A 21,780-nucleotide genomic window follows, 5' to 3' on the forward strand; every position below is an offset into this window, starting at 1 on the left:
ACAGGTTATCGCGTTAAATAATATTTATTTCCATTCTCACATCTTCGACCTCCTTGTTAAGGGGGTCACTCCGGGTGCGGCAAGGGTAGGGACGCCCGCCTCAAGGCAATTCCTATCCGTAAAATAATCACTATCTTTATTTAGAAAAAAAAGTGTATTGTCTGACACCTCGTTTTCGCGGCGGCTCAAGATCCTTTCAGCGGCGCGCAAGCGGGCGCTGCGGCTGCGGGGATTGGCCCTGATTTCTTCCGGTGAAGGCGTCATTACTTTCTTGTTTAATACGCGCAGCCGGGCGGTATGACCGCAGCGGCATTCCGGCAGGTCCGGCGGGCAGACGCAGTCTCTCGACTCACGCTGCATGAATCGCTTGACGATGCGGTCTTCCAGCGAATGATAACTGATAACCACCAGCCGGCCGCTGAAACCCAGCAGCCGCACCGCCTGTTCCAGGGCGCTTTCCAGCCGGGTCAGTTCTTCATTGACGGCAATGCGCAGCCCCTGGAAGCTGCGGGTAGCCGGGTGGATATCACCGCGACGGCCCAGGGCGGCGGCAATTATCTCCGCCAGGCGGGTGGTTGTTTTTATCGGGCGGTTTTCTACTATGCGCCGGGCAATCAGCCGACTGCGCCTCTCTTCCCCGTAGCGCCACAAAATATCGGCGATTTCCGCCTCGGAATAAGTATTTATAATCTCGGCCGCTGTGACTTTCTGCGTCGGACTGAAGCGCATGTCCAGCGGCGCCTCATGCTGGAAGGAGAAACCGCGGCCGGAAGCCTCAAGCTGCATGGAGGCCAGACCCAGGTCCAGCAGAATGCCGTGCACCGGATAGAAGTCATTGGCTCGACAGACCGCTTCCATATTGGAAAAATTATCGTTGACCAGCCGGTAGGAGCCGGCAAAATCAGCCAGCTTGCCCTGTGCGGCAGCCAGGCTGTCCGGGTCAGCGTCAAAACCCAGCAGCTGCCCGCCGGGAGCGCTCATTTCCAGTATAGCCCGGGAGTGTCCGCCGGCGCCGACGGTGGCGTCAATATAGCGCCCGCCCGGCCCGACGGCCAGCGCCTGCAGTGACTCCGTAAGCATAACCGATATGTGTTCCGGTGAGTTCAAGTTAACGGTTCTCCAGCCCTTCCATGATTTGCCATACCTGTTCCTGGTCATCGGCTTTTTCCGCTTCCCAGGCCTGACGCGACCAGATTTCCAAATGGTCGGAAACACCGACTACCACGGCCTCATCTGTGATGCCGGCATAAGAACGCAGAGTCTCCGGCAGTGATACCCGTCCCTGCCCGTCGGCGGCGGCCGGGAAAGCCTGGCCGAAAACCGCCCTTTTAAGCTTGCGAAGTTTGCTGGGACTGGAGACCGCCGTGTTGATGCGGTCTGAAAAAAGCTTCCATTCTTTAGTGGAATAGGCGTTGATGCATTTTTCCGGTCCGGGGGACAGGAAAAAACCGTCTTTCAGCGGCGCGCGGAACCGTGGGGGTACCGGCAGCCGCCCCTTTTCATCGATTTTGTAATTAAATTCCCCGAAGAAAAACATGTTGACCTTTACTCTCCGCTATTCCCCACAATTTACCACGTTTACCCATTTTATGGGCGCAAAGAGCCAATGTCAACAATTTTTTTTGGGAAAATAAAAAAAGTTTTCAGGCGCCGCGGCCAAGCTGGAAAAGGGTATTTTCCGGTCAGGCCATGAATTCAATACTGCCGGGCGGACGGTCACGGATGACCACTTCCACCCCGGTCTGGCGGAAAAGGTCAATGAAGGCGTCGTCGGCGTACTGGCCGAAGCTGACAAAGCGCTTGATGCGGGCATTGGCCAGCATCTTGGCGCACAGGATACATGGGGTGTGGGTGCAATAGACCGTGGCCCCTTCCAGGTTGACGCCGTGCTGCGCCGCCTGGATGATGACGTTCTGTTCGGCGTGGACGGCGCGGCAGATCTCGTGGCGGGTGCCGGAGGGGATATTGTTTTCATCCCGCAGACAGCCCAGTTCCAGGCAGTCCGGCACGCCGGCCGGGGCGCCGTTGTAGCCGGTGGTCAGGATATGCTTGTTTTTAACGGCCACCGCCCCGACATGGTGCCGGCGGCAGGTGGAACGCTCGGCCACTACTGCGGCGATTTTTAAGAAATATTCGTCTGTTTCCGGACGCTTCATCAGCTGCCTGCCGCTTCTTTCAGGTTTTTAATCAGGTCCTCAACCTGGGTTTTCAGCTCCTCAAAGGTGCCTTCATTGGTAATCATGTAGTCAGCCACGGCGATGGGGCCGGCTTTGCTGACCTTCTCCACCTCGGCGCGGTCACGGGAGAAAGTTTCCTCCCGGGTCAGTGGCCGGATGCCGCGTGCTGCCAGGCGTCTGGCCCGGGTACCGGGTGAAGCCCATACGGCGGCGATGGCCAGGTTTCCCTGGTAGTGGTCTTTGAGGAAGATATATTCATCCCAGGAATAAAGCCCGTCAATAACTACCGGGCCGTCCTCCAGTGCCTGGTCGATGCGTGGCAGGTTCAGCTTGGCGTAGGCGGCCATGCCCAGTTCCTGCCGCAGTTGTTCCCGGACAGAGCGTTCATTGGCTTCTGACAGAGGGAGGCCGCGCTTTTTTACTTCTTCATCGGTGACGTCGCCGAAACGGACCCGGGTGTAGCCGCTGTTTTCAAAGAAGCGGGAGACCTCGGTTTTACCGGCGCCGGCCATGCCGACCATGGCGATTATGCTGGGTGATTTCATGGGGCACATTATAGGGGATGGAGTTGGAGGGTACAAACGACCCGCTGGCGGGAAATTCTAATACCGAATAGCAAGCAAATCCTAATATCGAATTTCTAAATCCTAAACAATATCAAATACTTAAATACAAAGGTTCAAAAACGATTAAGTAGTCAGTTGTCAGTTTTCTTAGTTTATAGTTCTCAGTTTTCAGTTGTCAGTAGTTAGCAGTTTTCAGTTTATGGATTCCCGGCTTTCGCCGAGAATGACATACTGAGGGTTACCGAGATTGCTTCGCCGTAGGCTCGCAATGGGCATAATAGTCATTTTGTGTTGCTTGATTGCTTATTTTTGAAGTAATAATACCAGTTTATATAACTGATTTTATGGCGTTTAGTTAAACCTCGGTGTCTGCGGTAATCTGCTTTGAGTCGAGAGTGAAAGCTTTCAAGTGCATTCGTTGTTGAATGGACCTGTTTATTATTGAGGTAGTGAAACATATCTGGTAAAGCATTATCTATTAAGGTCATTGTGCGTTTGAGGTCTTTGTACGCAATAACGTTTTGAGGTAGTGAACGAACGAACTCTCTGTAGTTGTTTAGCCAACTGTGATATTCATCTATGAAACATCTGCTTTCAGCATATGTCTTGATACGGCTTAATCTGGAGAGGATAGTTCTTAGGTATTTCCCTGCATCAGTTTTTGGATACGTTCTCAACCAGCGCATACCTTCATGCTGGATGTGATACAGGCAGCGTTGTAGTTTTGTCTGCGGCCAAACCAAGCGCATAGCTCGTATGACTGAACGTTCTCCATCGGTAGTGATAATAATGGGATTCAATCCACGAGCACGGAGTCCCATAAGCCATGGATAAACCTCAGTGAAAGATTCCCTTTGAACATAGAAATGGGCTATGATCTGTTTGGTGACACAATCCATAAGGTTTAATACACAACCATCCTTTTGAAAGTAAGTAGCATCGTAAACTACACACTCGATACCGGAATAATCAAAATTATCTTGGGGTATTCGGTCGAGCCAATGGCTTTTTATCCGGTTGAGGGTAGCGGCACTGTAGCCTGACAGAATACAGAGTTGACGAATAGAATAACTTTCGACCACCCATTGCTCAAACCAATATCTCCGTCGGGCAATCCTGTTGGGTTTTCCAGGCCAAATGAATGAACGTTTGCATTCCAAACAGTAATATCTCTGCTTGTGCAAGGCCGTTTTACCGTTTAGTTTTACATTCCTAGTGCCACACTCAAGGCATCTTTTTTATGCATATGATTACCTCAAATCCTCAAGTCGTTGAAGATCAAAAAAGTAAATAGCCCATTTAAGCCAGTATTATTCATAAATACAGGCTTATTGTCTCTGGTCTCAGCAACACTTTTTGACATTTATGCCCGCAATGACGAGGTTGGTGAGGATATTTAGATTGATACGGCGGAGGTTCGCAAGGACTGGCCCGCTACGCGGGAAATACTAATATCGAATATCTAAAATCTAAACAATATCAAATACTTAAACACAAAGGTTCAAAAACGATTAAGTAGTTAGTTTTCAGTTCTCAGTTTGATAAATTCACAGTTATTAGTTGGCAGTGGTCAGTTACCCAAGTTAATAGTTTTCAGTTCTCAGTTTTTAGTTTATAGATTCCCGGTTTTCGTTCAGAATGACATACCGGTGGGAATTGGTTTTTTTTGGTCGAAACGAAAGAAACGACTCCATTTTTACGATTATAATCGGTATTCAAAGGTATTCGTTTTGGACAGAAACAAATAGTAATTCATATAATCTTAAATATAATAAGTAATAATACAGAACAAATGATAGCATAAGCCCCTTGCCGGCGCAAGGAGCAAAAGTTACACTCCGGTATTATTTTTGAGTTAGAGCAGCATGGAAAGGGTGGTGCCGCTGGAGGATTTGGACTTGCGGCGGCCGTTGGACGGGCGGGTTTTGCCGCCCATCAGGCGTTCCACTTCCTCCATGTCATTGCAATAGTCGAACACGGTATCCCGGTCTATTTTCTCCCGGCGGTAGAGGTCAACCAGTGATTCATCCAGTGAAATCATACCGTCATCGCGGCTGGTGCGGATGACATTGGGCAGCTGGTATATCTTGCCTTCTCGGATCAGGTTTTTAACCGCTCCGTTGGCTAAGAGCACCTCAACGGCGGCGATGCGCCCGGTGCCGATGGCGCGGGGCACCAGCGACTGGCACAACACGCCGACCATCAGCGAGGCCAGGCGGGTCTGGGCCAGGTGGCGCTCATGCGGCGGGAACAGGTCAATAATACGCTCTAAAGCCTGGTAGGTGCTGGGGGCGTGGCTGGTGGACAGCACCAGGTGGCCGGTTTCCGCCACGTTCAGTACGGCGGCCGCGGTATCCAGGTCCCGCATCTCACCGACCATGATGACATCCGGATTCTGCCGCAGTACGTGTTTCAGGGCGTGGGCGAAGGAGCGAGTATCGGTGCCCAGCTGGCGCTGGGTGATGGCGCATTTTACGGCCGGGTGAAGGTACTCAATGGGGTCTTCGATGGTCACCACGTGCTTGGCCTCGGTGTGATTAAGGTGCTGCATCATTGCGGCCAGGGTGGTTGACTTACCGCTGCCGGTAGGGCCGGTAACCACCACCAGTCCGCGGGGAACGGTGATGAGTTCCTTGCAGATGTCCGGCAGTTCCAGGTCCTCAATGGTGGGTATTTCCGGCGGCAACAGGCGTACCGCCAGTGACACGGCGCCCCGCTGGCGGGCGGCGTTGCAGCGCAAGCGGCCGACTCCGGGCATGGTAAAGCCGAAATCCAGTTCCATCTCTTCCTGGAAAACTTCCCGTTCCTGTGGCTGGGCCAACTGTGCCAGGGCGTCTTCCGTGTCCCGCGGCGTCAGCACCGGAACCGGAAGCTGCACCAGCGAACCGCGCACCCGCACCAGGGGAGGTGAATCCACCACCATGTGCAGGTCCGAACCGTCCTGGTCCCGCGCCTGGGTTATAAGAGCAAAAACATCTATCATATTTTTTCCTGAGTCATACATTATTGATTATTCTTAGTAAAGCGTCAAAATGAATTTATAGATATACACCGAAGTATCTTCAGTCAGTTCCTTGATGATTTCGGTGACGATGACGTTTTCAAAACGATGGGTATCCCGCAGTGCCGTGGCGTAGGCAAAGACATTAGCCTCACCTTCCGTCGCGGTGCCGGTAACCGTAAGTACGCCGCCGCTCCAGTCAATGGTGTCCAGGGTGACCTTGCTGGAAGGAATATTATTCCAGGCGCCGCGCACGTCACCGGAAGTTTCCATTCTTTGATTGTGCAGACTCTGGTACTGGGCGGCCAGGGCGTCAGCCTCGGTTTCCAGGGGGTCTATCTCAGCCTCGGTTGCCTCAACCTGATTCTGCAGGCCGGCGGCTTCCGCCTGCGCCTGGGATATTTGAGTCTGCAGGGCGTCTATCTGCGGCTGGATGAGGTCATTTTCCTTTTTGATGCCGTCAATATAATACCAGCCGTAAACCAGGGCTCCGATAAGCAATACGCCGGCCACCGGGGCCAGGATATTGAACCAGTTAACGCCCTTGGGCAAGTACTGCGCCGGCAGGATATTGATGTTGATGACCGAGCCGTTGGCCGCGTCATCCTTTGGCAGGGGCACCGTGCCCAGGGGCACGATAAACTGGGCTACGTCAAAGCCCTCCGGCGACTCGAAAGGCGTGGTCAGGGCTTCCACCGGGTGACCTTCACTGCCGCCCAGCGTCGGCCAGGCATCGGTTGTCCGGGCCAGGGCGCCCGAAAGCAGAATGGGCACATCCGCGCCCAGCGGGTTTTCCGTGTGGGAAGAATTATAGAAAGTGATGGTGCGGGAAATCTCTTCCGAGATGCTCATCACCGTTTCCGCGTCGGTCATGGTTTCGGCCGGCAGCGGGAAGGAGCGGATGACTTCCGGCACCCGGTCAACCAGGATAATGATGTCAATATTGGACAGCCAGGTGTTGACCATGACGGCGCGGTTGACGTTTGACAGCCGGGCCAGCGCCAGGGGAGCGCTGTCCAGGAATTTGATCTTCAGTCCAGCTTTCTGAACGGTGCGCACCAGGGAGTCAGCGGCGTTCTTGGGGTAGGCTACCAGGAAATAGCGGTGCTCCAGCCCTTCCGAACTCAGCTGCTGCCGGGAAAGATAGACCTGGTCCATGGGCACCGGGATGACCCGGTTGGCCTCATTCTGAATAGCCTCATCCAGGATATTTTTGGGCACGTCCGCCGGCAGGGATACCAATCGGAAGATGGAATTCAGGCCGGACAGGGCAGCCACGACAGTTGAGCCGCCAAGCTCCTGCTCCGCCATGAAGCCGCGCAGGCTCTCGGCGACAGCGTCTTCATCCTGTACAACACCATCAACCACCAAGCCGGAATCCAGCATCAGCGAAGCCCATTTCTCCACCGTCTTGCCGTTGTTGACCAGGAGTTTTATTTCATTGTCTTCAATATAAAGTGAAACTTGTTTTGACATGATTACCTCTCCAATGCCAGTACGGTTATTGAGATTAGGGATTCCGGAGACGGCACACCGGCGATATCCGGGTCATACTCATGGAAAATCTGGGTGGAAACGGAATCCATGGTGGCCGTCAAATAGGGATCTGAGGTTTCCAGGTTGCCGATGAAGTCATTGATATTATTTATCGGGCCGATAACCTTGAAGCTCATGGTGGTGCGCTGATACTGGATGTCATCAATAGTCACTGAGCTGTAATCATCCGCGTGAAACTCGGTGAGGTTGAGCGAATTGTTGGCCGCCAGGATAAACATCTGGTAGCCGTAGTCAATGGTCTGGATGGCTGCCTGGGGCGGCGGCGCCGGGAACAGGTCTATCATGTCAGCCAACTGCTCCTCCGCCTCCGCCAGAGCGGCCTCAGCGGCTTCAAGCTCTGCCTCTGCTTCAGTAACACTGTCCTGGGCCAGCGGCAACAACGCTTGAGTTGTATCTAAATTCTCGTTAAGCTGCTCGCCCCGGTCAAGCTCATCCTGCCAAAGCATGAACAACATGCCGGCGCCGATGGCAATAATTCCCAGGAAGAGGGTGACGATTACTGCTTTACCGATCTTCATGCGGACTCCTTGTTAAGTTTATTGAGTTTTAAGTAATAGTAAAGGTTACTCATAATTCTTATTCTGGGTTAGGTCCTCTGATTCACCCGCCGCGTCATCCTTCTCACTGCTGAGGAACTACTGTATTATTGATAATAATGCTTCTTATACCTTTCACTTTATTGAATTGTTGTCGTCCAGTTTCTTATGTGCCATTGCAGGCCACTACCATCACCGGTGGTCGAAAAATCCGGAACATTAATACCAACTGGTACTGTGCCAGGATGCGAAAGAGTAGCCCCGGGGTACATTTCAACTTCTGCGGCACCAGCCACTGACCCAGTGAAATCACCGCCCGGTTTCAAAGTAGTTTTCCCCTCAATGGACATAATGAAGATGAAATCAGCACTACCAGTATTAGGCTGGAAGTTGATGTCACCCTTGGCAATAATGGCCCCTTCACCAACCAGAGTAATACTGGGTGCTATGTAAACATCACCGCTAACATAAATAGTTTGCCCCCCCAAATTGATCGTTGGGTTTTTTGCACCGTTCTGGTCAATATCAAGGTCACCGTTAACATATATGGTACCAGCTAAAGAGGTATATGTGCTGGAATCACCAGCAACATAATCTGGGAATTTCTCGCCCCCCCTTATGCTCAAATTTCCGTCACGCAGCAAAGGACCCCAGCTTGCGCCAGCGTAAAAATACAGTGTGCTATCTGTGGTCATGTTATTGTTGTCATATATGTCATCGACATCATTCCAGTAGAAATAAGCGAGCTGGTCATCTGATGATGGCGAGAGGGTACTGGCATCAGTGGTAGGCCAATTCAGGATTTCTGCTTCAGAAATATCACCGGTTATATCCCCTTTGTTATCAAGGAAACCGTTGAACTGGACGTCGCCCTCCACGGAAGCATTAGGCCCTAAAGTGACATTTCCAGGACTGGTAATGGCGTTTTCCATGAAGTTTCCGAATTGCCCAGAAGGGCTGATATAAGCATCTGCAGTGGTTTTCTTTCCGTCTGTGCTGACAGCTTCTGATACAACTTGATAGATCTGTTCATCAGAGTCTATCAAATGAATAGTGATATTGACATTTCGCCCATTAACCGCCGAGGCAAGGCTGTAGGAAATAGGGGCTGGTTCATCAACGGTGGGAACGTTGGCAGTATGATTACCTATCTGCCAGATTGCATCAGTTACGCCAGCATCCGCGGCGTAGAATTCTTCGGTACGGTTTTCAAAAGACTTGCCAACATTCAACCCACTGGCCATGAAGCTTAATAGTGGCGCCAGAATAAGACTGGATACGGCCAAGACAATCAGTGTCAGGATAAATACGTAGCCCCGTTCTCTTTTTTGTAATAGCAGTTTATATTTTTTCATCTTTTCCTCCCCCTTACGCCGAGACGTAGAGGCGTGAAACTATTTTGAATTCATGGGTATGGGTGTGCCCATTCACATCCGCCTTTACAGTAAATGTTACACCTACATCATCTAAATTGTAAGTGGTTTCAGCGCCATCAATAAAAGTTGCCACAACAAAAGAAGATGTTTCAACATTATCGATATAATATGTTCTTTCCAAATCAATACCATTAACAGTGTAAACAACTTTATATTCAACGGTTTCCGCCGGATTTGTCCAGGTAAGGGATACCAATGAGCCGGTTGGTTCGTTGGGAAGTGCCTCTTTGGCCATCTGAGTGTCCTGGCTGACCCAGCGCCCAGCTGTTTGCACCTGGCGTATAGCCATCATATTAGAGTCAGCCATATTACTTACTATGAATAACTGAAATACAGTTGTGGCTATACCAACACCAATCAGCGCCGCTATGGCTATAGCAACCAGCAGTTCAACGAGGGTAAAACCCTTCTGTTTCTTTAATAATTTGGTGTTCATAGCTTCACCAGATAGTCTGATAGACTGATTATTGTATCTCCGTTATGCTGAACGGTAATAGTTATTTTTTGCAGGCCATCGTCGTCCGAAAGCCCATCTCCTTCAGGGTCGAGTCTTTCGGCGGTAATAATAATTGAATAATTAACCAAAGTCGGATCGGTGGTAAGAACAGGTAATATATAACTGCTATAGTCAGGTGGGTCATTATCAGCATCATACCAAGTATCGACGTGGGTTTTGAGCAGTTCAATCTGGCTTCTGGCCAGGGTTTCTGATTGAGTCCCTACATCAGTCAGTAATGTAGCTTTGGAAGAAGTAAATAGTCCTCCAGCCACACCAGCTCCGATGATGGCGAAAACAGCCATAGCCACCAATACTTCAATCAGGCTGAAGCCGTTTTTCTTATTTTTTATTCTGTTAATTACAGCGGCCATAATGGGCCCTTAACCTTCAGCTTCTCCGCAATTATGGAGAAGCATATATCTATTTAATTATTAAAGCTGACCGTACATAGAGTACATAGAGCCGACCAGGGCTACAGCGATAAAGGCGACGATAAGGCCGATGACTACGGTCATGGTGGGCTGGATGAGGTCAATGGCGCCCTTGATGCGGTCATCCGCCTCCATGTCATAGGTGTGGGCAACGGTGGAGAGAGTATCATCAAGCTTACCGGTTTCCTCACCGACACCGACCATCTGCACCATCATGGGCAGGAACACCTTGCGCCGGGACATGGGACCGGAGATGCCTTCACCGCGGATGAGTTCATTCTGGACTTCATCCAGGGCTTCACCGACGACTTTATTTGAGGTGGCGTTCTTGGCCTGAACCATAATTTCCGGCAGCGGCAGACCGGCCTTGAACAAAAGGGCGATGGTCTGGGCGGCGCGGGAAAGCTCCGAAAGCTGGATAATGCGGCCGATTATGGGCATTCTGAGCAGCGCCTTATCAATATTATAGCGGCCGTTGACGGTGCGGCCCCAGAGCACCAGGCCAATGACGGCAGCAATGATAGCGCCGAGAATATAGATGCCGTATGCGGTGGAAAAGTCAGTTACGTTAATGAGTATCTGAGTGGCAGCGGGCAGATCAGTACCCAGCTGCCGATAAAGGTCAGTAAAGGTGGGCAGCACAAAGATCATCAGCACGGCTACCACTATTACGGCAACCACGGCTACGACGGTCGGGTAGGTCATGGCGCTTTTAAGTTTTTTCTGGGTCTCATTCATGCGCTGCAGGAAGTCCGCCATGTTGCGCAGCACTATTTCCAAATTACCGCCCTGTTCACCGGCGGACAGGACGCGGTGAAAAAGCGGCGAGAAGACCTTGGGGTGACGGCTCATGGCGCCGGACAGGGATGAACCGCCGCGGATGTCATTGGCGACGTGCCCCAAGGTGGTGCGGAAGGTTTTATTGGTGGTCTGCTCCTGGAGCAGTTCCAGGGCGGTGACGATATCGGTGCCGGACTCCAGCAGCAGTGCCAGCTGACGGGAGAAGAGGATTATTTCACCCAGTTTCACCTTGCCGGCGAAAAGACTGGCGGTGCCGGAGGAAAACAGCTTGGATTTGGACTTCAGGGACAGTACCTGGAAGCCGTTATGCGCCAGCATGCGGGCAGCAGATTCTTTGTCAGTGGCTGCTACCTTGCCCTGGACCAGTCTTCTTTCCTGATTATAGGCTACGTAGGCGAAATCCATTTTTCTGTTTCCTTTTTTGTTATCGGTATTCAGTTATTTAGTTGCTTAGTAATTAGTATTCAGTTTTCAGTTCTATAAGGAAATGGATTCCCGGCTTTCGCCGAGAATGACAAGCCCGGGATAACCGAGATTGCTTCGGCGGAGCCTCGCAATGACGGAGTGGCGGTTGGTGATGAGATTGCCACGTCGCTGTGCTCCTCGCAATGACGGAATAAGGAAATGGATTTCCGGCTTTTGCCGAGAATGACAAGCCTGGGATAACCGAGATTGCTTCGGCGGAGCCTCGCAATGACGGAGTGGCGGCAAGTACCGAGATTGCTTCGGCGGAGCCTCGCAATGACGGAATGGTGGTAATGACGGAGAGTTTGGGCAATAGAAACCCGGCGCGGTTCCGAAAAATTGTTCGGAAAAAGCCGAAATAACGGCTAGTTCCGGCCTCAACTGAGCCGGTGTCTCCAAGCTGTTTTGTGCCCAACATCTGTTCATATCTTTATTATACTACTAATTACAATACTATATGTGATATAAATCAATAAATTTTTAGAACACTTCCTCCGGAGAATAGGCGTTGCGCAGTACCTCTGATGGAGTGGTGATGCCTTTCTGTACTTTCAGCATGCCGTCCTTCATCATGGTAATCATGCCTTCCCGGATGGACTGGGCGCGGATATCACCGGCGCCGGCACCATCCAGCAGCATGCGCTTTAGAGTTTCCGAATAATACATAATCTCAAAGACACCGACACGGCCGAGATAGCCGGTAAAGGCACAGGATTTACAGCCGGTGCCGTAGGTGAACTTGGCGCGCTTTTCACCGGTTTCCCGTTCATAAGCGACCTGCTCTACCACCGGGGCTTCAACTTCATGATTACAGTAAGGACAGATGCGCCGCACCATGCGCTGGGCGACTACACCGATGACTGAAGAGGCAACCAGGAACGGCTCGACGCCGAGGTCAAGCAGCCGGAACAGCACACCCACGGAGTCATTGGCGTGAATGGATGAAAGCATCAGGTGGCCGGTCAGGGCGGCCTGGATGCCGATGTTGGCGGTTTCCGCGTCCCGGACCTCACCGACCATGATGACGTCCGGGTCCAGGCGCAGGATGGAGCGCAGACCGGAGGCGAAGGTGATGCCGGCCTGGACATTGACCTGTATCTGGTTAATGTCTTTGAAGCGGTATTCCGCCGGGTCTTCAATGGTGATTACGTTGCGCGACCGGGTGTCAATGGTACTCAAGGCGGCATACAGGGTGGTGGTCTTACCGGCGCCGGTGGGGCCGGAAACCAGGATCATGCCGTAGGGTACCCGGAGCATGTTTTCAAACCGGGAAAGGGAATTCTCATCAAAGCCCAGCTGCGGCAGCTGCAGCAGGCCGCGGGACTTATCCAGGATGCGCAGCACCGACATCTCGCCGTGAACGGTGGGAGCGGTGGCGACGCGGATATCAATGTTGCGGCCGCCGGCTACGGTGGAGAACTGGCCGTCCTGGGCGTGATGATGGTCAGCGATATTGAGCGATGACAGAATCTTGATGCGGGAGATAATGGCCCGCTGCACGCTGATGGGCAGGCTCATCATTTCCTGCAGCGTGCCGTCAATGCGGAAACGGACGCGCAACCGCTCTTCATCTGGCTCCAGGTGAATGTCTGAGGCGCGGGCTTTGACCGCCTCTTCAATAATAAGGTTGAGCGCCTGGGCCAGCGGGGCGTCCACCGCGGCGTCAACTTCCAGGCTTTCATCTGTGGCATCAGAAGAAATGGAAACACGGGAGAGGAACTTATCAACTTCGCCGTAGCCTTTATAGTTGAAGTCCATGGCGTCACGGAGTTCTGATTCATCTGCCGGAACGGCCTTAACCCGGCGCTTGGCGTAAGCGGAAAGGGCCTCAATAGCCATGATGTCCGAAGGGTTGCACATGGCCACTTCCAGGGTGTTGCCGGAGGTCTTGATGGGCATGGCGCAGTAGCGGCGGGCCATGACTTCCGGGATTAGCTTCAGAGCATCAGCAGAGGGCTGCTGACGCAGCTCCGGCGCCGCCTTGGTGGGTTTTTCCGTTTTGCTGTCTGTTTTGGCTTCCGTTTTTGACGCGGCGGTGTCCGGGCTTTTATTATCAGCTTTGCCTTCCGGCTTCTGGGCGGATTTTGCTTCAGCTTCCGCAGCCGGTTCTTTCTTGTCCTTAACCGGGTAGGGTGAGTCCAGTTCTATAATGCGGATTTTCTGTGATTCAGCGAACTTGCGGGCTTCATCGGACAGCGGCGCCGAGGTGGCGATGAACTTGAAGCCGATGCGGGTGTCATAAGCCTTGGTGTCAAAAACGGATATCTCCTGCAGGTTTATCATGGGCGTGTTTTCAAATATATCAATGCCCATGCCGTGTTCCTTGGTGCCGTTCTGATTGGCTATGACGTCAAAAGTATGTTCGATACCGCTGCGGCCCAGCAGGCGGGCATGCTCCTCCACCCGGTAGCCGTTCTTCTCCAGGGCTTCAACCAGGCTCTTCCGATCCGGGAATTTCAAGGGACCGTCAAGTGAAGGAGAACCTTTCTCCGGAGCAGGCGGCGGGGGGTCGTCATGGCTGAACAGCGCCTGCAGCGAACCCTCGTCAAAAATCTGGACCTTCTGGGAGTCAGCAAACTGCTGCACCTCTTTAATAAGACTGGTGGGCAGGATAATGACCCGTTCACTGATGCCAGTGTCATAGGTCTTGTTGGCGAAGGTGAAAATGGCTGATTCGGCCTCTGCCTTATCTTTAAGATCCGCCATCACGGAAAAGGCGATGGTGCGCTGGGTGAAGCCGTCATTGCGGCGTGCCAGCAGGTCAAAATCATGCTCCAGGCCGGAGCGTCCGTTAAGCGCAGCCTGCTCGGTGACCTCATAGCCCTGGCCGCGGAGGTAGGGCGCCAGGCCTTCCGTTATCTTTTTATTTACCGTGGATACTGCCATTAATAAAACCTCTTAAATTAGTTAAACATATTATTTCCGTTGCTCAAAGCCGTTTAGTTTTCGGCCGGCGCACCGGTGTCCTTGCCCAGCGGAATGTAGCCGCGCCGGATGGCCAGCACGGCGGCGTGGGCGCGGTCATTGGCGTTGAGTTTGCGCAAAATGGCCGAGACGTGATTCTTGATGGTCTGCTCGCTTATTTTTAGTTCGGTGGCAATCTGTTTGTTGGTCAGCCCGTCAGTGACGCGGATAAGGATCTGGCGCTCACGGTTGGTCAGCGGCGTTACTACGTCCAGGTCACCGTCGCTTTCGGTCAGTTCCTGGAAGTTCTTCAGTACCTTGTGGGCGATGTTGGGACTGAACAGGCTCTCATTGATGGGGTATTCACCGCGGGAAGCGCGCTGGATGGTTTCCAGCAGCTCATCCGGGGTTGAATTCTTGCGGACGCAGGCCACCGCGGCGGTGCGGATTACCTCAAAAAGCTCGGTGTCGCCGGGGTCCGGTGAGAGGATAATTACCCTTATATTGGGGAAAACCCTCACAATCCGGCGTCCCAGTTCCAGGCCGTTCTGCGAAGTAAGGTCCGAACCAAGCAGAACCACGTCCGGCATGGCGGCTTCAATCTTATCCAGCGGAGAGTCTGAAGGGTCTGACTCTATGATTTCATACTCATCTTTATTGCTGAGGGCATGGGCCACACCGGAACGGAAAAAAGGCTGCTCATCGCAGATCATGACACGAATCTTGTTCATGCTATTCTCCTTGCTCGGCAGAGCCCTGGGCATCATCCGGCTGCCGGGTGTGACCCGACAGGAAGGCGTCAATATCTTCCCGGCGGAAGCGGCGGTCACCCCGGGGGCCCAGCTGGTAGGATTTAAGAGTGCCCTGGCTGCTCCAACGGCGGACGGTGTTGATGTGGACATTCAGGATGACGGCGACTTCACTGGTGGTCAGCATCGGCGTGACCCGGGGTTGATTAGATGTTTGCTCCATAACTCTCCAAACCTTTCTTTAACTCACTAAAAGTGACTAAATAGTACTATACATCAACCCAACCACATAAACAAGACCCTAATTAGTACCAAATAAAAATATTTTTTAATGTTTTTAAGTACCATAGTTTAGATTGTCCGGATTGCCCCGGGGTTGCTTTAAGGGATTGGGCGGGGCATAATCAAGGCATGGATATTAATTTGACCGTTGGCAAGATGAGGGGGCTGCAGCAGATAGCTGATGAGAACGGCCGGTTCATCATGACCGCCATGGACCACCGTGGTTCGCTGGAGAAAAGCCTGTGCGGCACTTCCGGCGAAGACTGCTACCGGTTGATGACCGAGTTTAAGACCGACCTCTGCCGGGCGCTGGCACCGGCTTCCAGCGCTGTGCTGCTGGACCCGATTTACGGCGCCGCCCAGGCGATAAGCCGAGGGGCGCTGCCCGGGGATACCGGACTGCTGGTCAGCGTGGAGGCTACCGGCTATGAGGGTGATAAAACCGCCAGGGTTACCCGCCTGCTGGATGGCTGGGGAGTGGAGAAGATAAAGAGGCTGGGGGCTTCAGCGGTGAAGATGCTGGTGTACTTCCGACCTGATTCCGGGGACCTGGCCTGGCGGCAACTGGCTACGGTGGAGAAGACGGCTTTAGAGTGCCGTAAATACGATATTCCTTTTTTGGTGGAGCCGGTCAGTTACCCGCTGGATGGGGAAGCCGCCGGAGACTATGGGGCCAGAAAGACGGAAATAGTGACAGCTACGGCGGAGATGATGACGGCGCTGCCGATTGACGTGCTCAAGGCGGAATTTCCGGCGGATATGAAGCTAATTATGAGTGATGACGCGCTGCTTGATGCCTGCCGAGCGCTGGACACGGCATCACGAACGCCATGGGTGATACTTTCCGCCGGGGCTGATTTTGATGTTTTCCGCCGCCAGGTGGAACTGGCCTGCCGCGCCGGAGCGTCCGGTTTCCTGGGCGGCCGGGCTATCTGGCAGGAAGCGGTAGAAATAAATGACCGGACGGAACGGCGGCGGTTTTTTGAGACCAACGGACTTGAGCGGCTGGAAGAGCTAATACGGCTTACCAGGCTCTACGGGCGGCCGTGGCAAGAGAAACAGGGAGCATTAAAGGGCGCAAAAGCACCGCTTGACGCCGGCTGGTACCGGTCTTATTAAGATAACCGTTGGGTGATGGTAGTTCTACCTCGGTTACTGCGCTGGTGAACTGAAGGCTACGGCATCCAGGTTGAAAACACCGTCCGAGTGATTGACCCGGGCGACTCCCGGCAGTTCAGACAGCATATCCAGAAGCAGCATGGGGCGCTCCAGTTTCAGCTTGATGACTACGCCTTCGGCGCTGCCGGCCACAGCGGTGAGCATACAGCCTTCCGTGCGATGCAGGGTTTCCCTGAGGGCGGCGACTGCCGGCGCGTTGAAGCCGGTGAGTTTTAGTTTATAGCTGCCCTCGGTAAATTCACGGCCAGCGGCGGGTTCGGACGGAGCCGAGGTTTCGGCTGTGGCAGACGTTGGTTCAATATAAGCCGCGGTTGCCGGTTCCACGGCCGGGACTGGGGATTTTTTAGCGGCCGCTTCCTTGGCCTGGCGCTCGGCCTCTTTTTGCGCCTTCTTTTCTTCTTCAGCTTTTATTTTGACCTGACGCTCGGCTTCTTTTTGGGCCTGCTTCTCAGCTTCGGCCTTTTCCCTGGCTTCCTGCTCCTGGCGCTGTTTATCCAGTTTAGCCTGACGTTCGGTCTCTTTTTGCGCCTTCTTTTCTTCTTCAGCCTTTATCTTAGCTTGTCGTTCAGCTTCTTTCTGGGCTTGCTTCTCGGCTTCTGCCTTTTCCCTGGCTTCCTGTTCCTGACGCTGTTTATCCAGTTTGGCCTGACGCTCGGCTTCTTTTTGAGCCTGTTTTTCTTCTTCAGCTTTTATCTTAGCTTGTCGTTCAGCTTCTTTCTGGGCTTGCTTCTCAGCTTCGGCCTTTTCCCTGGCTTCCTGCTCCTGGCGCTGTTTATCCAGTTTGGCCTGACGCTCGGCTTCTTTTTGCGCTTGTTTTTCTTCTTCAGCTTTTATCTTAGCCTGTCGTTCGGCTTCTTTCTGGGCTTGCTTGTCGGCTTCTGCCTTTTCCCTGGCTTCCTGCTCCTGGCGTTGTTTATCCAGTTTGGCCTGAAGTTCGGCTTCTTTCTGCGTTTTCTTTTCGGCCTCAGCCTTTTCTTTGGCCTCCTGCTCCTGGCGTTTCTTGTCCAGTTTGGCCTGTTGTTCAGCCTCTTTTCGGATGCGTTCTTCTATCTGTTTTTCATCCATAGCGCCTCTCCTTACGGAAATATGCAAGCCGTTTGAATGAAGTATAGGTTGCGGTTATAAGGGTGTCAATACCTTTCCGGTTATGCGTTTCACCCAAGCGCTGCCAGTGGCATGCTTTCTTGCTGGAGACCGGTACGGGTGCCTAGCGGCTGCCCAGGTAACAGTGCCAGTCCAGGTCCGGGGATGATTTTTCGGTACGCAGTTTGTCATCCGCGTTTTCCGGCAAAGGCAACTGAAAACCACTGCCTGACGGAAGCAGGTTAAATACCATCTGGCCGGAAGGGCCGGGCAGCAGCGCAGAAGGCGGATTGGCCGGGCTCAGGGATAATAGTTCCTTATTATCATATTTAGTGGCCATAGCTTTTCCCCTGTAATGAATATTATAAACCCGGGGGAGAGGCAATTGGAATAGGTTATCTAAAAAAAAGCGGCCAGGCGGCGCGGATGTTATAATCAGTCATGGCCCGCAGGAATAACCGCAAAAGCAGAAAACCCTCAGCCGCAGTCGGCAGGCCTTACCGGGATTTGGAAACCGCTCCGGAAGTTGATCTGCATGCCCTGACCGTGGTGGAAGCGCTGCCGGTGCTGGATGGTTTCCTGCATGATTCCTTCCAGGCGGGTCATTACCGGGTGCGGGTTAACCACGGCAAGGGAACCGGGGTGTTACGGACCGAAGTGAGCCGGTATCTCAGCGGGCATCCGCTGGTGCAGGATTACCGTGTCGCGGACCTGTGGCAGGGTGGCTCCGGGGTGACGGTGGTGGACTTGAGTTACAGATAAGGCTCTCTTTGCGGGAATTTCTAATAGCTAAGCGCTATGTAATTTCTAAATCCTAATATCGAATGTCTAAATGCTAAACAATATCTAATACTTAAATTCAAAGGTTCAAAAACGGTTAAGTAGTCAGAGGTTAGTAGTCAGTTTTCAGTTTTCAGTTGTCAGTAGTTTAGAGTTCTCAGTTTGATAAGTTCACAGTTATTAGTTGGCAGTGGTCAGTTACCCAAGTTAATAGTTTTCAGTTATCAGTTATACAAGGAAGTGGATTCCCGGCTTTCGCCGAGAATGACAGAGACGCCGAGCGGGAAATTCTAATATCGAAGCACTATATAATTTCTAAATACTAATATCTAAATCCTAAACAATATCTAATATCAAATGACCGAAAAGGGGAAGCGGGAAAATCTCAAATCTTAAGAACCAAAAAGCAAACAAATCCTAATATCGAATTTCTAAACGCTAAACAATATCAAATACTCAAATTCAAATAACCAAAATAGATACCGAGATTGCTTCGCTGACGCTCGCAATGACGTTGTTGGGGTACCGAGACTGCTTCGGCGGGAGCCTCGCAGTGACGGTATGGGACAGGGACGGGATGACCGAGATTGCTTCGCTGGGGCTCGCAATGACGTTAGACAGATTACCAGACCTGCTTCGGCGGGAGCCTCGCAGTGACGGTATGGGACAGGGACAGGATGACCGAGATTGCTTCGCTGGTGCTCGCAATGACTGGTGTGGTTCAATGACGGGTACGGTGTATGGATTATCCGTTTTCACGGGTAATGACAGAGTGGGGGTTAAGGTAATATAGAAAAAGCGTTTGGATTAGAGTTCTTGGGCTGCTGCGAGGAATCTGTGGGTTCAGGTGTTTTCGTTCAGGTAGATGCCGTTGTAGCCGGTGGTGGTGTTTGAGAGGCGGAAGAAGACCAGCTGCATCAGACGGGCGTTCTTTTCCAGGGTAATGCCGCCGGGGTTATAGACCACCATCAGTGACTGGGAGCGCCCTGAGTAACCGGCGTCCCATACCGCGGTATGGATGGCGGCGCCGCAGCGGAGCAGGCTGGAGCGGGTGCGTCCCAGGGCCATGACGTCTTCCGGCAGGCTGACCACCTCATTATAAGTGATGATATACTGGCCCTCCGCCAGGTGGATGCGCGCGTCTTCATCATAAGGCATAGCTTCAAGGGACGACAATTTACGGCCGGCATTATCCACCGGGATGACGCCGGTGCCCTCGATGCTGAAGACTTCCCGCAGCGTCAGGTCAATGCCGTTTGGCTGCAGCTGGCTTTCAAGGTCAAGATATTCGGAAAGCAAAGATGGAGACCCGCTGATGAGTTCCTTGAGTTCCTGTTGCGTCAAAGCGGTCATAACAGGCAAGTTTAGCATGGCAAGCCCGATTGTGAAAAGCAGGCCGCTCTGATAAAGTGTCGCCATGAAGCGGCTGAGATTTCCGTCACTCCGGGTGAGCGATTACCTGAAAATTACTATTCTCGGCCTGGGGCTGACGGCACTGTCGCAGAGTCTGCACGGGATAATCCTGCCGCTGAGGGTACTGGACTTTGTCGGCGAGACGGAAAAAAACACCGCACTGGGCGCGCTGACTTTTGTCGGGCTGATAATTGCCATGCTGGTCCAGCCGGTGGCCGGCGCTGTTTCCGACGCCACTTCTTCCCGCTGGGGCCGGCGCAAGCCCTACGTGCTGGGCGGCGGCATTGCCGTACTGGTGCTTATTTCCGGCATCGGGCTGGCGGAGAGCCTGACGGTGCTGTTTGTCTTTTACTGCCTGATTCAACTGGCGGCCAACACCGCCCAGGGACCGTACCAGGGCTACATACCGGAGATGGTGGCACCGAATCACCGCGGACGAGCCGCTTCACTAAAATCCCTGATGGAAATACTGGGCGGCGCGGTGGGTGTATTGCTCATCGGCCGGTTGCTTTCCGGCTATTCAGCCGAAGACAGCGGCGGGCTGTGGACGGCGCTGGCGGTGCTTTCGCTGCTGCTTACCGGTATTCTGTTTTATATCTGGCGACGGCTTGATGAACCACCGGTGCCGGTGGCGGTGGCCAAATTCAAAAACCCGCTTTTAAGCTACCGGTTCAACCTGAAGGAGGTACCGGGTTTCGGCTGGTTCCTGGGGTCGCGCTTGCTGGTTCTGATGGCCGGGGCGACCATACAGCAGTTTGCCCTGTATTTTCTGCGCGACGTTATTGGAGTAGCTGACCCGGCCAAAGCTACCGCCGGGTTCCTGGTGGTGGCGGTTGCCGGTATGGGTATTGCCGTCTTCCCCGCCGGCTACCTGGCCGACCGCTACGGCCGGGGAAGGCTTTCGCTCTGGGCGGCGCTGCTGGGCGCGGCGGGGATATTTATCATCCTGATATGGCCGACGATTAGCGCCATGTATATTGCCGCGGCGGTTACCGGTTACGCTACCGGTACTTTTGTGGTAGTCAACTGGGCACTGGCTACCGACCTGGTGGTCAGGGGCGAGGAAGCCCGCTACCTGGCCATCGCCAACATGGCTACCGCTGGCGGGGCGGCACTGTCCCGGCTAATCGGGCCGGTAATTGACTATTTCAACGGGGTTTCATTGAATATGGGCTACCAGGTGATGCTGACGGCGGCCATAGTGTATTTTGTGGCGGGCGGGCTGATGATACTCAAGGTCAGGCAGCCAGCCAGTCAATAACCTTCTCCCAGCCCAGCGCGCCGGCCCAGGCGAGCAGGATATACAGCACGCTGCGGCCGAGGAAACAGGCGACAAAAAACTTGCGCGCCGGAAAGCGTGCCACTCCGGCGGTAATACCGGCCACGTCAAAGACCAGCGGCGCCGCCGAGAGGGCGAAGATGGCCCACATGCCGTAGCGCTCCATCCAGCCGCGGATCCGCTGGTACCAGGCATGATGCTGCGGCACAACCGCCCGTCCGGAGTAGCCGGCCAGATACCCGGTCATTTCTCCGAAGGCCGCCCCGGCCGCGGCCAGCAGCCCGACCAGGGTTGGTGAAGGCAGGGTGGCTCCCAGGGCGGCCAGCACCAGGAAATTGCCAGCCGGCAGCACCACGGTGGCGTTGAGCAGGGCGCTGATGATGAAAGCACCCAGGTAGCCGTATTCCTTGAGCTGCCCGACCAGGTCCGGATTGGTGTTGTAGATGATCAGTACGCCGGCAACTACCGCGACCACGAAAGTTATGGAAAGAACCGGCAGCAGCCGCCGCTGCACCCATGAGCCGTTGGCGGAGGCGGGTACGGCAGCCGGCGGCGATTCTTCCGGTGAATCAGTATTATTCATCGGCTGCCATTTTAGCATAAACGCCGACTACTGTATGTTTGTCAGGCAGCGGTGTTTTT

The 21,780-nt window shown here is 53.3% G+C and carries 23 protein-coding genes and 1 pseudogene; 4 read left to right on the forward strand and 20 right to left on the reverse strand.

What is annotated here, in order from left to right; all coding sequences use genetic code 11:
- Positions 1–36: 36 nt before the first annotated feature.
- The 16 genes and pseudogenes from rsmH to ACZ48S_RS02120 all read right to left on the reverse strand — a co-directional run bounded on the left by rsmH (position 37) and on the right by ACZ48S_RS02120 (position 15,345).
- Positions 37–1,107, reverse strand: coding sequence for a 16S rRNA (cytosine(1402)-N(4))-methyltransferase RsmH (rsmH, locus tag ACZ48S_RS02045; protein ID WP_464214520.1), 1,071 nt, complete (start codon positions 1,105–1,107; stop codon positions 37–39).
- Between the two features lies 1 nt (position 1,108).
- Positions 1,109–1,537 carry a division/cell wall cluster transcriptional repressor MraZ gene (gene mraZ / locus ACZ48S_RS02050; protein ID WP_464213569.1) on the reverse strand — a complete coding sequence of 143 codons (429 nt, stop codon included), beginning with the start codon at positions 1,535–1,537 and terminating at the stop codon, positions 1,109–1,111.
- Between the two features lie 145 nt (positions 1,538–1,682).
- Positions 1,683–2,156 carry a deoxycytidylate deaminase gene (locus tag ACZ48S_RS02055; protein ID WP_464213571.1) on the reverse strand — a complete coding sequence of 158 codons (474 nt, stop codon included), beginning with the start codon at positions 2,154–2,156 and terminating at the stop codon, positions 1,683–1,685.
- Positions 2,156–2,722 (reverse strand): AAA family ATPase, encoded by a 567-nt coding sequence (locus ACZ48S_RS02060; protein WP_464213573.1) that lies wholly within the window; start codon positions 2,720–2,722, stop codon positions 2,156–2,158. Before ACZ48S_RS02060 ends, ACZ48S_RS02055 begins: the two co-directional genes overlap by 1 nt.
- Positions 2,723–3,024: 302 nt before the next feature.
- A complete protein-coding gene (locus ACZ48S_RS02065; RefSeq protein WP_464213575.1) occupies positions 3,025–3,825 on the reverse strand; it encodes a transposase in 801 nt (266 codons plus the stop codon).
- 66 nt (positions 3,826–3,891) lie between these two features.
- Positions 3,892–3,966: pseudogene (locus ACZ48S_RS02070) on the reverse strand (IS1/IS1595 family N-terminal zinc-binding domain-containing protein); the annotation flags it as partial.
- A gap of 632 nt (positions 3,967–4,598) precedes the next feature.
- A complete protein-coding gene (locus ACZ48S_RS02075; protein WP_464213577.1) occupies positions 4,599–5,726 on the reverse strand; it encodes a type IV pilus twitching motility protein PilT in 1,128 nt (375 codons plus the stop codon).
- 33 nt (positions 5,727–5,759) lie between these two features.
- Positions 5,760–7,220, reverse strand: coding sequence for a pilus assembly protein PilM (gene pilM, locus ACZ48S_RS02080; protein ID WP_464213579.1), 1,461 nt, complete (start codon positions 7,218–7,220; stop codon positions 5,760–5,762).
- A gap of 2 nt (positions 7,221–7,222) precedes the next feature.
- Positions 7,223–7,819 (reverse strand): hypothetical protein, encoded by a 597-nt coding sequence (locus ACZ48S_RS02085; protein ID WP_464213581.1) that lies wholly within the window; start codon positions 7,817–7,819, stop codon positions 7,223–7,225.
- Between the two features lie 158 nt (positions 7,820–7,977).
- The gene (locus ACZ48S_RS02090) at positions 7,978–9,192 is read right to left on the reverse strand and encodes a hypothetical protein (protein ID WP_464213583.1); all 1,215 of its coding nucleotides are present in this window, start codon (positions 9,190–9,192) and stop codon (positions 7,978–7,980) included.
- Between the two features lie 13 nt (positions 9,193–9,205).
- Complete coding sequence (locus ACZ48S_RS02095; RefSeq protein WP_464213585.1) at positions 9,206–9,709, reverse strand: PulJ/GspJ family protein; 504 nt, start codon at positions 9,707–9,709, stop codon at positions 9,206–9,208.
- Positions 9,706–10,143 carry a PulJ/GspJ family protein gene (locus ACZ48S_RS02100; protein WP_464213587.1) on the reverse strand — a complete coding sequence of 146 codons (438 nt, stop codon included), beginning with the start codon at positions 10,141–10,143 and terminating at the stop codon, positions 9,706–9,708. Before ACZ48S_RS02100 ends, ACZ48S_RS02095 begins: the two co-directional genes overlap by 4 nt.
- 60 nt (positions 10,144–10,203) lie before the next feature.
- Entirely contained in the window at positions 10,204–11,409 is a 1,206-nt protein-coding gene (locus ACZ48S_RS02105) for a type II secretion system F family protein (protein WP_464213589.1), read from the reverse strand.
- Positions 11,410–11,949: 540 nt separating this feature from the next.
- Positions 11,950–14,355, reverse strand: coding sequence for a GspE/PulE family protein (locus ACZ48S_RS02110; protein ID WP_464213591.1), 2,406 nt, complete (start codon positions 14,353–14,355; stop codon positions 11,950–11,952).
- A 53-nt stretch (positions 14,356–14,408) separates the two neighbouring features.
- A complete protein-coding gene (locus ACZ48S_RS02115; protein WP_464213593.1) occupies positions 14,409–15,104 on the reverse strand; it encodes a LuxR C-terminal-related transcriptional regulator in 696 nt (231 codons plus the stop codon).
- Position 15,105: 1 nt separating this feature from the next.
- Positions 15,106–15,345 carry a helix-turn-helix domain-containing protein gene (locus ACZ48S_RS02120; RefSeq protein ID WP_464213595.1) on the reverse strand — a complete coding sequence of 80 codons (240 nt, stop codon included), beginning with the start codon at positions 15,343–15,345 and terminating at the stop codon, positions 15,106–15,108.
- Between the two features lie 188 nt (positions 15,346–15,533).
- Here ACZ48S_RS02120 and ACZ48S_RS02125 point away from each other — a divergent pair, with 188 nt between their 5' ends.
- Entirely contained in the window at positions 15,534–16,523 is a 990-nt protein-coding gene (locus ACZ48S_RS02125) for a tagatose 1,6-diphosphate aldolase (RefSeq protein ID WP_464213597.1), read from the forward strand.
- A gap of 33 nt (positions 16,524–16,556) precedes the next feature.
- Here the strand turns inward: ACZ48S_RS02125 and ACZ48S_RS02130 are convergent, their stop codons facing one another.
- Together ACZ48S_RS02130 and ACZ48S_RS02135 are read right to left on the reverse strand one after the other, a co-directional pair.
- Positions 16,557–17,648 carry a hypothetical protein gene (locus tag ACZ48S_RS02130; protein WP_464213599.1) on the reverse strand — a complete coding sequence of 364 codons (1,092 nt, stop codon included), beginning with the start codon at positions 17,646–17,648 and terminating at the stop codon, positions 16,557–16,559.
- A gap of 142 nt (positions 17,649–17,790) precedes the next feature.
- The gene (locus ACZ48S_RS02135) at positions 17,791–18,006 is read right to left on the reverse strand and encodes a hypothetical protein (RefSeq protein ID WP_464213601.1); all 216 of its coding nucleotides are present in this window, start codon (positions 18,004–18,006) and stop codon (positions 17,791–17,793) included.
- A 101-nt stretch (positions 18,007–18,107) separates the two neighbouring features.
- Here ACZ48S_RS02135 and ACZ48S_RS02140 point away from each other — a divergent pair, with 101 nt between their 5' ends.
- The gene (locus ACZ48S_RS02140) at positions 18,108–18,428 is read left to right on the forward strand and encodes a Smr/MutS family protein (protein WP_464213603.1); all 321 of its coding nucleotides are present in this window, start codon (positions 18,108–18,110) and stop codon (positions 18,426–18,428) included.
- Positions 18,429–18,999: 571 nt separating this feature from the next.
- A complete protein-coding gene (locus tag ACZ48S_RS02145; protein WP_464213605.1) occupies positions 19,000–19,239 on the forward strand; it encodes a hypothetical protein in 240 nt (79 codons plus the stop codon).
- A gap of 50 nt (positions 19,240–19,289) precedes the next feature.
- Here the strand turns inward: ACZ48S_RS02145 and ACZ48S_RS02150 are convergent, their stop codons facing one another.
- Positions 19,290–19,865 (reverse strand): deoxyuridine 5'-triphosphate nucleotidohydrolase, encoded by a 576-nt coding sequence (locus ACZ48S_RS02150; RefSeq protein ID WP_464213607.1) that lies wholly within the window; start codon positions 19,863–19,865, stop codon positions 19,290–19,292.
- Here ACZ48S_RS02150 and ACZ48S_RS02155 point away from each other — a divergent pair.
- Positions 19,864–21,120: an MFS transporter gene (locus ACZ48S_RS02155; RefSeq protein ID WP_464213609.1), complete on the forward strand. Its 1,257-nt coding sequence runs from the start codon at positions 19,864–19,866 to the stop codon at positions 21,118–21,120. The genes ACZ48S_RS02150 and ACZ48S_RS02155 overlap by 2 nt on opposite strands.
- Here the strand turns inward: ACZ48S_RS02155 and ACZ48S_RS02160 are convergent.
- Positions 21,098–21,739, reverse strand: coding sequence for a YqaA family protein (locus ACZ48S_RS02160; RefSeq protein ID WP_464213611.1), 642 nt, complete (start codon positions 21,737–21,739; stop codon positions 21,098–21,100). The genes ACZ48S_RS02155 and ACZ48S_RS02160 overlap by 23 nt on opposite strands.
- Between the last annotated feature and the right edge of the window lie 41 nt (positions 21,740–21,780).

It is taken from the genome of Dehalogenimonas sp. NIT-SK1 (genome assembly GCF_055384165.1).

What these genes read in the sequence shown, in the direction of transcription:
- ACZ48S_RS02095 (WP_464213585.1), bottom strand. Translation starts at nt 9,709, where the DNA reads ATGAACACCAAATTATTAAAGAAACAGAAGGGTTTTACCCTCGTTGAA.
- ACZ48S_RS02100 (WP_464213587.1), bottom strand. Translation starts at nt 10,143, where the DNA reads ATGGCCGCTGTAATTAACAGAATAAAAAATAAGAAAAACGGCTTCAGC.
- ACZ48S_RS02125 (WP_464213597.1), top strand. Translation starts at nt 15,534, where the DNA reads ATGGATATTAATTTGACCGTTGGCAAGATGAGGGGGCTGCAGCAGATA.
- ACZ48S_RS02110 (WP_464213591.1), bottom strand. Translation starts at nt 14,355, where the DNA reads ATGGCAGTATCCACGGTAAATAAAAAGATAACGGAAGGCCTGGCGCCC.
- ACZ48S_RS02060 (WP_464213573.1), bottom strand. Translation starts at nt 2,722, where the DNA reads ATGAAATCACCCAGCATAATCGCCATGGTCGGCATGGCCGGCGCCGGT.
- ACZ48S_RS02130 (WP_464213599.1), bottom strand. Translation starts at nt 17,648, where the DNA reads ATGGATGAAAAACAGATAGAAGAACGCATCCGAAAAGAGGCTGAACAA.
- ACZ48S_RS02085 (WP_464213581.1), bottom strand. Translation starts at nt 7,819, where the DNA reads ATGAAGATCGGTAAAGCAGTAATCGTCACCCTCTTCCTGGGAATTATT.
- ACZ48S_RS02135 (WP_464213601.1), bottom strand. Translation starts at nt 18,006, where the DNA reads ATGGCCACTAAATATGATAATAAGGAACTATTATCCCTGAGCCCGGCC.
- ACZ48S_RS02150 (WP_464213607.1), bottom strand. Translation starts at nt 19,865, where the DNA reads ATGGCGACACTTTATCAGAGCGGCCTGCTTTTCACAATCGGGCTTGCC.
- pilM (WP_464213579.1), bottom strand. Translation starts at nt 7,220, where the DNA reads ATGTCAAAACAAGTTTCACTTTATATTGAAGACAATGAAATAAAACTC.
- ACZ48S_RS02155 (WP_464213609.1), top strand. Translation starts at nt 19,864, where the DNA reads ATGAAGCGGCTGAGATTTCCGTCACTCCGGGTGAGCGATTACCTGAAA.
- ACZ48S_RS02075 (WP_464213577.1), bottom strand. Translation starts at nt 5,726, where the DNA reads ATGATAGATGTTTTTGCTCTTATAACCCAGGCGCGGGACCAGGACGGT.
- ACZ48S_RS02055 (WP_464213571.1), bottom strand. Translation starts at nt 2,156, where the DNA reads ATGAAGCGTCCGGAAACAGACGAATATTTCTTAAAAATCGCCGCAGTA.
- ACZ48S_RS02090 (WP_464213583.1), bottom strand. Translation starts at nt 9,192, where the DNA reads ATGAAAAAATATAAACTGCTATTACAAAAAAGAGAACGGGGCTACGTA.
- ACZ48S_RS02120 (WP_464213595.1), bottom strand. Translation starts at nt 15,345, where the DNA reads ATGGAGCAAACATCTAATCAACCCCGGGTCACGCCGATGCTGACCACC.
- ACZ48S_RS02115 (WP_464213593.1), bottom strand. Translation starts at nt 15,104, where the DNA reads ATGAACAAGATTCGTGTCATGATCTGCGATGAGCAGCCTTTTTTCCGT.
- mraZ (WP_464213569.1), bottom strand. Translation starts at nt 1,537, where the DNA reads ATGTTTTTCTTCGGGGAATTTAATTACAAAATCGATGAAAAGGGGCGG.
- ACZ48S_RS02140 (WP_464213603.1), top strand. Translation starts at nt 18,108, where the DNA reads ATGGCCCGCAGGAATAACCGCAAAAGCAGAAAACCCTCAGCCGCAGTC.
- ACZ48S_RS02105 (WP_464213589.1), bottom strand. Translation starts at nt 11,409, where the DNA reads ATGGATTTCGCCTACGTAGCCTATAATCAGGAAAGAAGACTGGTCCAG.
- ACZ48S_RS02160 (WP_464213611.1), bottom strand. Translation starts at nt 21,739, where the DNA reads ATGCTAAAATGGCAGCCGATGAATAATACTGATTCACCGGAAGAATCG.